Below are 13,018 nucleotides of genomic sequence, written 5' to 3' on the forward strand. Positions count from 1 at the left end.
CTGCTATTAGTTTACAGGGCAGAGAAAAATCTGTCCGTAAATCTAGCATAAGAGCACATAGTGGATGTACTGTTTCCAAAAAGCGATGGGCATATCCTGAGTCGGACGTAGTGTGGTGAAACGTGGCGACATAATGCCGTCTCCGATGTCATTCAACACAAATCGACCAAACGCGAATTGCTTACTTGTGTGACCCTCAAAGGCAACATCACCTTCTCGAAGTACTTTGAATGAGGCCAGGGAATCTTCAGAGGCTCCGTTACCTTCCTCTTTAAATCGCATAGTCGCAATCGAGATAGTTCTATCTGAACCAAATTGTTCTTTGTTACGCTCAAGGTTCTTTTTATACAAATCAGAGAACTTACGCTGTACCCAAGTAAACGCTAAAGTAAAATAATGGTCATAATCTTGTTTGGGTACAGCGTAAGTTAACTGATATCTCTGAAAAGGTCACCGAAAAGAACTCGAATAATGAATTTTCGGAGACATTAACCAACTCAGCCGAGTATGGCATTATCAGCCAACGTGATTTCTTTGATAAGGATATTTCAAACGAGAAAAACTTGAACACGTATTATGTTGTACGCGACGGGGACTTTGTTTATAACCCTCGGATTTCAAACTTCGCGCCCGTTGGCCCAATTAAGCGCAATACACTGGGACGTACCGGCGTTATGTCACCGCTTTATTACGTTTTCCGAACGCATGACGTTGATGGGTTGTACCTGGAAAAATACTTTTCAAGTACAAAGTGGCATCGATTCATGGAACTTAACGGGGATACAGGAGCTCGTGCTGATCGGTTTTCAATTAAAGACAAAGACTTTGTACAGATGCCAATTCCGCTGCCAAACTTGGAAGAACAAAGTAAGATTGCGCGCTTTCTTGAGAGTGTGGACAACCTTATCGCTGCTAACCAGCGTAAAGTTCATGATTTAAAACAGATAAAAACTGCGTATTTAGAACGTATTTTTAATCAAACTTTGCGTTTTTCAAGCTCTACCAGCCCTTGGGTACAGCGTAAAGTGAAGTCAGTATTTGAGGAGCGCTCAGAACGTTCAGGTGTTGGTGAGATGATTTCCGTAACGATCAACCATGGCGTAGTACCTGCGTCGTCATTGGACCGCAAGGATAATTCGAGTGAAGATCGTTCCAACTACAAGGTTGTGAAGCAAGGTGATATTGCTTATAACTCCATGCGCATGTGGCAAGGTGCTAGCGGTGTATCACGTTACGAGGGCATCGTAAGCCCAGCGTATACAATCCTTAAGCCGATTGAAGGAGCTAATTCAAATTTCTTCGGGTACCTCTTTAAGACAAACAAAATGATTCAAACATTCCAAAAACATTCTCAAGGATTGACGTCGGATACTTGGAATTTAAAGTATCCAGCTCTATCTGAGATTCAGATTTCATACCCTGATTCAGGGGATGAACAAGCGACTGTAGCGAAGCTATTTGAAGCATTGGATAACCTTATCGCTGCTAACCAGCGCAAAGTAGATCTGCTCCAAAAACAAAAGACAAGCTACTTACAGAGGATGTTTATATAAACAATCCTTGTTTTTCAAAGTAAAAAACATTAAAGCTTGGCTGAAAAGTCGGGCTTTTTTTCGTATGATAGTCCATGCGATCGTCGCCATCAATTTTAGGAGGTGTCAAAAATGACACAAATATTATTTCATAAGTACTTTGCAGAATGGTTAGAACTTTACAAACGTGGTGCAGTGCGTGATGTTACTTTTCAAAAATACGAGAACACTCTTGCTCACATCCAATCTCTTGCTTCAAAACAAACACTTAAATCGTTAAACAGGCAGGCTTACCAGCAATTATTAAATGATTATGCGACCAGTCATGAACGACAAACAGTCATGGATTTTCATCATCAAATGAAAGCCGCTCTATTAGACGCATTGGATGAAGGGTTGATTACTTCTGATCCGACAAGAAAAGTAGTAATCAAAGGGACGGTTCAGAGAAAACACAAGACTAAGTTTTTACATCAACATGAAATGACAGCATTGTTAGCACAACTTTCACTAGGCGATTCAATAAATACAGATTATTTAGTATTGTTAATCGCCAAAACAGGTTTAAGAATTTCTGAGGCTTTAGGATTAACTCCTTCTGATTTCGACTTTAAACATCATGTGATAAAAGTTTCTAAAACTTGGGACTACAAACACTACAGGGGTGAATTTGCACCAACGAAAAACAAATCATCTGTCCGAAAAATACCATTAGATTGGCAAACGGCAATGATGTTTTCCCAACTTATACGTGACCTACCTCTTGAACAACCAATATTTGTTAATCCAACCAAAAGAATATATGTACAAACACTGAACAATCAACTAGAAACATTATGTAATAAGGCAGGTATACCTGTAATTAGTTTGCATGGTTTACGCCATTCACATGCATCACTACTTCTCTATGCCGGTGTTTCGATTGCCACAGTTTCGCGACGCCTGGGTCACTCCACAATGAATACTACCCAAAGAATTTATCTTCACGTTATTCAAGAATTAGAAAATGCTGACAACGATAAGATAATGAGATACTTAACATCTCTTATGTAAATAAAAAGCCTGAATTTACGACTATCAACATCGTAAATTCAGGCTTTTGTATATTCATTTAGATAAAGATCTTTTGTAGATAAGCAGACTTCTGTTTTGTCAAAGCATCTACCTTTTTCTGGTTAGCAGCGATAAGGTTGTCAATCTTTTCGAATAGGCCACCAATTTTGATCTGTTCGTCCTCTGATGGCACAGCCGTAGACACTGAATTAATCGTTGCCTTAGAAAGTGAAGGCACACCTGTTGATTCATCTAACTTTCGCCAGTTAACCTTTTGGAAAATGTCAAACGTAAAATTCAAATCAAATCCGACCCTTGGAATCGCATAAAATAACGTATCTACGGTCCAAAATGGAGCGCGCAGAAGGTAGGGATTATCTATCGTTCCCTTACGACCAATTCCAATTGCATCATCATTTTGCGAAAGCGCCTCATCGACACTAAGCATGTATCCGCCCGTACCATAAACTGGAATATCACCTTCACTTAGGTGTTTATAGTCCCGGCCACTCTTAACATCAACAACTTCACCAAGGTTACGCTGTACCCAGGGTTCAGTAAAACCACCGAAACGGAGTTTTTGATTAAAAATACGCTCTAAATAGGCGAATTTTTGATTTTTAAGTGCATCTACCTTACGCTGGTTAGCAGCGATAAGCTTATCTAAGCTTTCAAACAACTCACCAACATTTTGTTGTTCATCTTCGTTTGTAGGAAGTGAGATGACCTTATTTAACAAATCGGCTTTTGTAATTCCTTTGATTGAAGTGCCTTGAGCGTTGGCTGCTTCGTTCTTAAGCAAGCGATACAAAAGGTACAGAGTAAACTTGGTATCACCAGTCAAATCACTTAAAGACAAGAAGTCTTGACTAGTTGCATATTCAGTATTTACAAGGGCTAACTTACCAACTCCCACTCGTGTAACCACTGCGATTGATCCGCCGGGAATTCGCTTCGCTGCGGAATTTTTAACAGCCTCAGCGCTGATTAACTTGGTTGAATACTCGTTTAAAACATCGTCCTGAACCAAATCAGAACTTTGAATCCAAGGCAAATCACCTTCCCAGAATTCCGGTACTGAGGTCTTTGGTGTACCACCACCAAATGTATCTTCAGCTAAATCTGACACCTTACGCTGTACCCAAGCGTCAGAAAAGCCTTTAAACCGTAACTCAGGCACACTTTTATTTTGATTTTGTACCATGTTACTCAGCTCCTTCCGTTGAAATTAATTCCGCCTTCATAGCTTCAAATTCTGCTTCCAGCTTAGCAATTTCAGCATCAATATCCTTCAAATCTTGCTCAACTTGTGCGAGATCAATCGGCGCTTCTTCTTCAAATGTATCAACATATCGTGGGATGTTTAAGTTGAAGTCATTCTCCTTAATTTCATCAAACGAAGCATCATGTGCATACTTATCCACGTCCTCACGAGCTAAGTAAGTATCCAAAATCTTTTGGACATTTTCGTCCGTCAAAGAATTTTGGTTCTTACCCTTTTCAAATTCGTTTGACGCATCAATAAATAATACATCCTTCTTAGTACGGTTCTTCTTGAACACCAAAACCGTCGTTGGAATTGACGTACCGTAGAACAGGTTAGCTGGCAAACCAATAACGGCATCCAAAACGTTATCTTGTTCAATCATGTACTTACGGATGACACCTTCACCAGCACCACGGAATAAGACACCGTGCGGCAAAACGACAGCCATAGTTCCTGACGCATCCAAGTGGTACAACATGTGTTCAACGAAAGCGAAGTCGGCCTTTGACTTAGGTGCCGTCTTACCGTACTTACGGAAACGTTCATCATCCAACTTACCGTCTGGTTGCCAGTTAGCTGAATATGGTGGGTTTGCGACAACTGCTTCGAACTGTTGTTCTGCAAACATATCATCTTCAAGAGTATCGCCTTGGTGCATCTCGAAGTCAGTTGGCTTAACATCGTGCATCAACATGTTCATACGAGCCAAGTTGTATGTCGTACCGTTCAATTCTTGACCGTAGTAATTTGCAACTTCCACGTTATCACCAACACGAAGCAACAATGATCCTGATCCCATAGTCGGGTCATAGACTGACTTCAATCGTGTCTTACTTGTCGTAACAAGCGCAGCCAATAACTTTGAGACTTGTTGTGGTGTATAGAATTCACCGGCCTTCTTACCAGCTGATGCGGCAAATTGACCAATCAAGTATTCGTAGGCATCCCCAAGCACATCAATCTTGCTATCACCAGCGTTAAAGCTAATATCAGCCAAGTGCTTGATAACTTCAGCCATCAACTCAGAACGCTTTGCTGGTGTGTTTCCTAAACGTGATGAGTTCAAATCCATGTCTTCAAATAAGCCACGGAAATCTTCTTCTGAAGCATAACCAACTGTTGAGGCTTCAACTTCGTTAACTGCTTCTTGCAAGTTTTCGATTGAGAATTGACCAGCCAAGATATCCTTAACCATCTTGCCAAACAAGTATTGTGGTTGAACAAAGAATCCAAGTGAGTTAGTAATTTCGTCTACCAAGTCGCTCTTAATTTCGTTATCGTTGTACGCTTCTTCGAACGTAATACCGTCTGCAGCCAACAACTTATCCGCATACTCCTCTACTCGTTCCGAAAGGAAACGGTAGAAAATCAAACCTAGAATGTAGTTTCGGAATTCGTTCGCGTCCATGTTACCGCGCAAATCATTTGCGATGGCCCATAGTTGCTTTTGTAGTTCTGCTTGCTGTTGCGCCTGCGTTTCGTGCGTTTCTGCCATTAATCCTTCTCCTTATGAGTGACATCGGCAAGTGATGCCAATGTTAATTCTGTAAATAGTTGTTCGCGACGTTGAATCAATTGTCGTCGGCGTCGCATCATTTGATATAACCTACCAATTTTTTGTTGTACCTTTATCGGCGGTAGATCGATTTCAAATTCTGTAATCGACTTCAATGACAGCTTAGGCATTGTTGTACCTGTTACCGCGGCATGAATCAATCTTTTCGCAGCGGCCGACTCGTTAAACCAATAAACCAAGTAACCGGCATCCAATCGTGTTTCGTCAGTCTGAATCCACGAAAAATTTGAATCCAAGATATATGGCGTTCCATCAGGATCGACTCCCTTAGAAAGGGTCATTCGACCACCAATAATTGCCAACACCACTGAATCAGCTGGCATTGGCGCAAGACCGTCAGCCATGTCCAAATATCTCGGATCATCATTTCGTCCTGCTTCACCAGATTCACTAGCAAATACAGACATATCGTATAAACGATAATCACCCGAAGTTGTCTTCAAAGGACTTCTTTGCGCCAACCTTGTCACGACTTCGCCGGATTTAAACGTCATTAAATCCCCAAGTTGCATATCACCCTCCTTGCTTCTTTTGAAATAACTCATTATTTCTTTTAGACAAATAATAATATAGCAGTCTTAAAAGATTGAGTCAACGAAATAAATCATTATTTCAAAAAAGAGGCCACGGTGGCCTCTTTTCGTTTAAGACAGAATGTACTTGTCTACCGCCTCTTCAACGAAGCTAACAATTTTCTTCTTCAATGAGCGAGTCTTCATAAACGTGAATCCCATTCCCGCTAATTCAGTACTCATCTCTTCTTCCTTCATCTTATGAGCAAACTCGTAATCATTAACCTTTTCATCAACGAATTCTGGTTCAAGTTCATTTTCCTTGGCGAACTTCTCAATGTCTTGATTACGACGATCAATCAAATAGTTGTTCAATGAATCAGGTACGCTGTCTCCTGGATGAAGTTGTGGCACAACCTCATCCAAGAATTCAGCCAACAGTTCAGCCTTCGTCTTCAATTCCTTTGAATCGGCATTGTTCAACAAACGCTTAATCTTGCGAACATCATCCTTGTAATCGCCAGGAGTAATTGCACGAATCAACTTAACGATATAAGAAACGTCGATAACATCACGGGCAATCAAGTCTAGTTCAAAGTCGATATCATCCAGAACTGATACCTTACCCGCATCGTCGGCACCATCTCGTGTCCGCTTCTTCCATTCTTCGTAGGCAGCGTAGTACTTTCCACGATAGTTTTCGAGATCTTGCTCAGAAAAATCAGAGAAGTTTGCCCAATCAAATTCATCATAGACATTAATCTTGTTAAACGTGCGCAAAACATCTCGGAATGATTGCACAAATTCAGCCAACTCCTCGTCCGTTGCGTTATACAACGCATCAACGGATTCAGGCGTTGGAACAACCTTGCGCAACGTGACAATGTTATCGACAAATTCACCATGCAATTCATTGTAATCCGGCGCGAAGAAGCTCGACTTGTCACCATCGGAGAACAGCGTCACAGCCTCATCTGTCGCCTTCTTTAAATTGCGATATGACACAATATTTCCAAATGGCTTTGACTTTTCTTCCACACGGTTAGTTCGTGAGTAAGCTTGAATCAAGTTGTGCCACTGTAACTTCTTATCTAAGTAAAGTGTCGACATACGAGGCGCATCAAATCCGGTCAAGAACATGTTAACAACAATCAAGATGTCGATATTATCTTCCTTGGTGTTCTCGTTTTGTTCCTTCATACGCTTTGAAACGTCTGCAAAGTAATCTGGGAATGTGTCCGTTGAGAAGTTAGTGCCGTACTTGGCATTGTAATCAGCAATGATTTTATCCAAACCAAGACGTGAAGTCTGCAATTCTTCAGCTGGCTCACCTTGATTATCTTCGTTGTCCGCTTCATTCGCAGTCCATGTGAAGATGCTTGAGACATTCAAGTCCGTCTTCATTTCCTTGAAAATCTCATAGTATTGCAAAGCAACACGTGTGTTTGGCACCGCAAAGATGGCGTTATAGTGACGCCCCTTTGAACGATTTCCGTGATTCAACACAATATGTTGCGCAATCATCTTCAACCGATCTGGATTTTCCCATACTTCTTTTTTGTCGATACCCTTTGCAACCGTGTCTTCATCAGTGACGATACCATGACCTTGGATTGTGTTAATGTATTCCACGTTAAACGCCAAAACGTTTCGATCGCGAATTGCGTCCTTAATCAAGTATGAATGTAAACGCTCATCATACAAGTCATCGGTAGTACGTCCATCCTTACCAATGTTTTCCTTGAAAATTGGCGTACCCGTAAATCCAAAGTGTTGCGCATTCATAAACCATTTGTTCACATTCTTGCGCATCTCTCCAAATTGAGAACGGTGAGCCTCATCTTCAATGAAAATAACACGCTTATCGTGATAAGATGCCAAGATGTTTTTGAATTTGTCACTCGTAACTGCATTATTCAACTTTTGAATTGTTGTAATAATCAGTTGTGTACTTGTGTCAGTCAATTGTGACACAAGGTTCTTTGTGTTCGTTGTGCGGTCCAGCGCAGGTTCATTGTTCGCACCAGACTTAGGTAGGTACGAATTAAAATTCTTAGCCGTCTGAATGTCCAGATCTGAACGGTCAATCAAGAAAATAACCTTCTCAGCGTTGGTATTTTGTGCCAACAATCGCGCGGCCTTAAAAGAAGTAATTGTCTTTCCAGACCCTGTTGTGTGCCAAATATAACCGTTCTTTTCTGGGTTTACTTGTGCTTGTTTGACAATTGCTTCTACTGCGTACACTTGATAAGGACGCATAACAATCATGCGACTGTTGTCTTCGTCAAAAATCGTGTACTTCGCAATCATGCTATGCAAACGGACTGGATCAAAGAAACTCACCGTGAATAAATCAAGCTCGTTCAACCAAGCGTTCTTCTCATCGGTCCAATAGAACATAAAGTTCGAATTGAGCTTGCCATCCCCATTGGCGAAGTAACGCGTTTCACCACCGTTTGATACAACGAAGAATTGCAAGAAGTTAAATAAGAAGTTCGTACGCAAACTCTCCGTACGATAACGCAAAATTTGGTTGAATGCCTGTGTAAAGTCAACACCTCGGCGCTTCAATTCAATCTGTGTGACTGGCAACCCGTTAATCAAAATCGTCACATCATAACGATTCTCATGTAGCCCATCAGAGTTTGTAACTTGGTGGGTCACTTCAAAGATATTGTTATTCCAGTCCTTACCGTCGAAGAAATAAATCGTCAACGGTGTATTGTCATCACGAGTAATCGCAACACGCCCGTATGGTGACGTGTCTGTACCTCGGAGTAACTTACCTGTTTCAAAGATTCCTTGTGATCGGCGCAACTCATTCTGAACACGTTTAAATTCATCGTCAGAAAGTGGCGTTCCCTTCAATGCCTCAGCGTTGTATTCGTTCATTACTTGGCGAAAGTGCGCTGCCATCGACTCAACATCAGGTAGCTTAACGCTTTTGTACCCAATCGCATTCAGCTTTTGGATTAATTTATTTTCTAAATCATATTCTGATTGGTGCCCACTACTCATACTCATTACTTCCAATCTAATTTATAACGCTGCTAATTACAGCGTAATTTCTATTCCATTATTATATCAAAATGTTATGCAAATTTTATTACTTCGCTAACTCTGCACCTTAATATTCATGGTGCGAGTTGTCAGAATAAAACAAGTTATCTCTTACATGAGCTGATACTCGTCGTATCGGAGTATATGAACTCATCGCACGTTTTGTCCTTGTTTTAGATGTACTTTTCTTTGGCTTTTTCTTTTTTGTGTCTGCTTTCTTTGCAACAATCGGAGACGTGTTCTCTTTTTTTCTTACTCTTAAGCTTAGATACCGGTTCGGGCTTCTTACCACATATAACACCCGCAGCGCCTGTAGTTGCCACAATCTTGACTTTCCGCTTTCTAATGACAGGCGGTTGTGCCACGATGCGCTTTTCGACGGATATTTTATCTACAATCCCATCGTTACCGTAACTATAGTTAATTGCATGCCCTTCTTTTGCACGTGATGTTCGCAAATTACTCTTTGAACCTATTCCGCGTTTGGAATGCGCAAACCATCTTTCTTGTGCCTTTGACCACGCAACCTTATACGCCTGGAAAGTTTCAGAGTCAAACTTAATCACCTTGTTTAATAAGAAATCAGTATATTGGGGCAAAGAAGTTCGTAACTTCTTAATCACAAGGTTTTCGTTAAATGCACCTTCTTTTCCATCGTGCAAAACGCGACCCATTTTCATCCATTTTTCTAGGTCAAATGGAAAGTCATACGCCGGCATAGTTGTAATATCATTAAAAAAGCAATTAACTACTGTAATCTCAGATTTAGTATCAACTTTCTCATTTCCATCTTTTTTCTGGCTATGTTTTGCACTCACATTATGTCGCTGCAGACTGTTAGCTAGCACTCTCACATTCCAGGCTGATTGATATCGCAGGTACGTTGTTCCGTCAAAATTCATAGATAGTTTTAGCAGGTTACTTACGAATCTTTTGGTTGCGCCCGTATATTTATCCAAGCTCAAGTTTTTTATTGTCTCTATGTCCACTGACACACCGAGAAGTTTGTCCAACTTCTGCCTAGCATATTTACGGTAAGAAGATAATTCCTCCTCTTCACTTAAGGTAACGTTCCTACGTTCAATGATTCTTTCGTAAAGATTGTTTATGTTTATTTCTTCATCCTCGAACGAGTTGACAGTCTTCCAAACTTTGTTCAGAGCTTTAATGTTAATCCGATTATTTTTTAAAATTTCTGGACCACCATTTTGTGTCACTAGAGTATCCCATATATCCATAAACTCATTAAACCTGACATCACCAGTGTCTTTTAGTCGGTTTAAATCAAACGGAAAAATCATAGAACCCTTTCGGCGATACTTCATGACGGTATTTAAATCCACGAGATATTCCTTTTCCCATTCGGTCAAACTCCAAATCCTACGTAACTGACACACAAGATCTGACTGATCAAAATTCAAATACGGTAAATTAACCCATTCATCTAATGTCAAAGGAAACTTTCCCGAAATCCCACTGTCTTTAACTAGATCAAGAAGTGATTGTTTCGATCTACTTGTTATTGTTTCTTTGGCTTTACTTTCAGAAACTGTTCTACCTTCAAAACTATATTGTCTCTCCATTTTCCACGTTTCTCTCAATCTAAATCATACATAATAAATAAAATATACCACTAAATTGAATTCATTATAAATATGTACTATAAATCGAACATAATAAACGGTATTCAGGAGGAGATTTAACAAAAAAAATCCCAGGAACGCTATAACTAGCATCCCCGGGACGAATTAACTCGTGTTACCACCCAGATTCGATAGACTATCGCCAATCCACCCTCAAAAGTACGCCTTCCAGCTGATACAGCCTCCAGATATACTTGCACGCGATAACGGGCGCACCCGGGATCCACTTACAATTTCTCGCAAATACATAAAGCTCCAAGACCGTTTTCATAGTGGCTTGTTGTCGATTCACACCACCCATCGACTCTCTGTCTAACATACCAACTAATACTTATCTTTTCATCACTCGATGGACATGGGAATAGGCCGATTATTAGTAAGTGTCAATAGTTTTATCATTTAATTTTAATTAACGGTTTATCCAACCGTCAAAATCAACTTACCATGCACGCCACCCTGTTGCAGACGCGCATAATCCAACCGTACATTATCAGCGCTCAATGGCAATTTGCTATCAATCACACTGATAAAGCGACCACTGCTTAAGCCATCCAACAAAGTCTGCACGGTCTCACCACTCGCTTGTTTAAAGAAGTGAACAAAGCGCGGATCACGATGTGAACGTGCAACAATAGACAAGACATGACCATTTGGCTTGGTAGCCTTAAATGAAGCCGCCAACACCCGCTCCGAACCAACCGTATCATAAACTGCATCATACACAGCCCCGTTAGCCGTAATATCATCCGTTTTATAATCAAAACCCGTCACTTGTGGGAACTTCTCACGCAACATTTGCAAGCCCCAACCACTGGCCGTAGCGCTTACGTCGGCACCGGCATTCAGCGCTGCTTGAATGGCCATTAATCCAACTGAACCCGAGCCACCCGCCGTGAACCAAAACACGTTGGTCAGCATTAACTTGCAATCCACTGACAATGCCACTGTAACCAGTTTGACCACCTAGCACCACTGACACAGCGGTTGCGTATGCCACATTATCAGGAATGTGCGCCGCCAATCGTTCTGGCACTCAAACTTCTTCTGCGTAGGTTTTACCACCACGAACATTAGCGACTAACCGATCACCAACCTTGAAGCCACGAATATTACGACCAATCGCAATAGCCTCCCCAGCCACAGGCGAACCCAAAATCATGCCATCTCGACCACCACGGCTACCATTTCCAATCTTAATATCAATTGGGTCCACTGCAACCGAGCGCGTCTTAACTAAGATTTCATCAGCTACCACCTTCAAATTACGGACCTCTGCATCAACTAACGAATCGAAATCACCTAACCGATTTCGTGCAACTGCCTTCATGTTTCTTGCCTTCTTTTCTTATTTACGAATAGTGTACACCCGCCTAAAATAGGTAGCGAAAAATGGCCCTTAATCGGCATCAATCGTTAACTGCCGTGCCTCGGGGTTCAAAACATGCTGATTAGTTAACTCTTCAATCGTCGCAAATAGCACGCCTTCACGAATACCTGACTGTGAGAAAATCACCTTATTACTATCGATAATCGTCAACAACGTCACAATCGGCAAAACACCCCCAATAATAATATCGCCCCGGGCTTTCGACAAACCACGAATTTCAATGCGTTCCGCCTTTGTATCACCTAACAATTCGGCAAAGATATCATCGACCTCGTCCTTAGTCATTTGATAACCGTGCACGGGTAAATCCAACTGATTACGACGGTGTCGCATAATCTTAGCCAACGTTCGGTTAGAGCCACCGATGGCAATAATCGGCAAGTTCACTGCATTTGCTAACCAAGCAATATCATGGAAGTATTTATTCGTCGCCGTCAACGCGTTGAACAAACTCTTCGCACTAACCAGGTCTTTCTCCAAATGGACTTCCGTAATATTGACTGCCCCGATTGGCACGCTGATTCGTTGCACCATCTTACCGGACTTCACCAAAATCATTTCAGTCGACGCCCCACCAGTATCCAAAATCAGCGCGTCATTAACTGGTAGCGAATTCATGACCCCTTTGAAGTCATACACCGCTTCCTGATCACCTGAAATAACGGTCAGGTCAAATCCCATTGTTTCTTTAAAACGCGCTAAAAACTCCGCTTGATTGCTGGCCTGACGTACAGCAGCCGTGGCAACAGCCCGCACGTGTACCTGTTCATCAAACGTCGTATAAATTTCTTTAAATTCAGCCAGTGCCACCATTGTCCGGTCAATTGCATCTGGTTGAATCACTTTCTCATCGCCCATGCCCGCTGACATTCGCACCATTTCTTGACGGCGGTCTAATACTTCATATGACCCATCTGCATCAATGCGATTGACCATCATACGAACCGAGTTTGAACCAAGATCCAAAATTGCTAATGTAGGCATAATT

General features: G+C 41.4%; 10 protein-coding genes. 2 read left to right on the forward strand and 8 right to left on the reverse strand.

Translation table 11 applies throughout. From position 1 onward, the window contains the following. Nucleotides 1-437: 437 nt before the first annotated feature. Nucleotides 438-1,553, forward strand: a complete 1,116-nt coding sequence (locus EST42_RS11510) for a restriction endonuclease subunit S (RefSeq protein ID WP_245150352.1) — start codon at nt 438-440, stop codon at nt 1,551-1,553. Nucleotides 1,554-1,664: 111 nt separating this feature from the next. Beyond that, nucleotides 1,665-2,585, forward strand: a complete 921-nt coding sequence (locus EST42_RS02500) for a site-specific integrase (RefSeq protein ID WP_134644069.1) — start codon at nt 1,665-1,667, stop codon at nt 2,583-2,585. 58 nt (nt 2,586-2,643) lie between these two features. Here the strand turns inward: EST42_RS02500 and EST42_RS02505 are convergent, their stop codons facing one another. The 8 genes from EST42_RS02505 to EST42_RS02535 form a co-directional block, all read right to left on the reverse strand. After that, a complete protein-coding gene (locus tag EST42_RS02505; RefSeq protein ID WP_134644070.1) occupies nt 2,644-3,789 on the reverse strand; it encodes a restriction endonuclease subunit S in 1,146 nt (381 codons plus the stop codon). A 1-nt stretch (nt 3,790) separates the two neighbouring features. Next, entirely contained in the window at nt 3,791-5,347 is a 1,557-nt protein-coding gene (locus EST42_RS02510) for a type I restriction-modification system subunit M (RefSeq protein ID WP_134644071.1), read from the reverse strand. Further along, a complete protein-coding gene (locus EST42_RS02515; RefSeq protein ID WP_167711050.1) occupies nt 5,347-5,940 on the reverse strand; it encodes a restriction endonuclease subunit S in 594 nt (197 codons plus the stop codon). Before EST42_RS02515 ends, EST42_RS02510 begins: the two co-directional genes overlap by 1 nt. 132 nt (nt 5,941-6,072) lie before the next feature. Further along, the gene (locus tag EST42_RS02520; protein ID WP_134644073.1) at nt 6,073-8,958 is read right to left on the reverse strand and encodes a type I restriction endonuclease subunit R; all 2,886 of its coding nucleotides are present in this window, start codon (nt 8,956-8,958) and stop codon (nt 6,073-6,075) included. A gap of 215 nt (nt 8,959-9,173) precedes the next feature. Then, a complete protein-coding gene (locus tag EST42_RS02525) occupies nt 9,174-10,583 on the reverse strand; it encodes a hypothetical protein (protein WP_134644074.1) in 1,410 nt (469 codons plus the stop codon). Nucleotides 10,584-11,060: 477 nt separating this feature from the next. Further along, a complete protein-coding gene (locus EST42_RS10915; RefSeq protein WP_245150343.1) occupies nt 11,061-11,576 on the reverse strand; it encodes a zinc-binding dehydrogenase in 516 nt (171 codons plus the stop codon). Between the two features lie 100 nt (nt 11,577-11,676). Continuing rightward, entirely contained in the window at nt 11,677-11,970 is a 294-nt protein-coding gene (locus EST42_RS10920; RefSeq protein WP_245150344.1) for an alcohol dehydrogenase catalytic domain-containing protein, read from the reverse strand. Nucleotides 11,971-12,039: 69 nt separating this feature from the next. Then, on the reverse strand, nt 12,040-13,014 hold the full coding sequence (locus EST42_RS02535) for a Ppx/GppA family phosphatase (RefSeq protein ID WP_134644075.1): 975 nt from the start codon (nt 13,012-13,014) through the stop codon (nt 12,040-12,042). Between the last annotated feature and the right edge of the window lie 4 nt (nt 13,015-13,018).

It is taken from the genome of Weissella cibaria (assembly GCF_004521965.1).
GTDB lineage: Bacteria > Bacillota > Bacilli > Lactobacillales > Lactobacillaceae > Weissella > Weissella cibaria_A.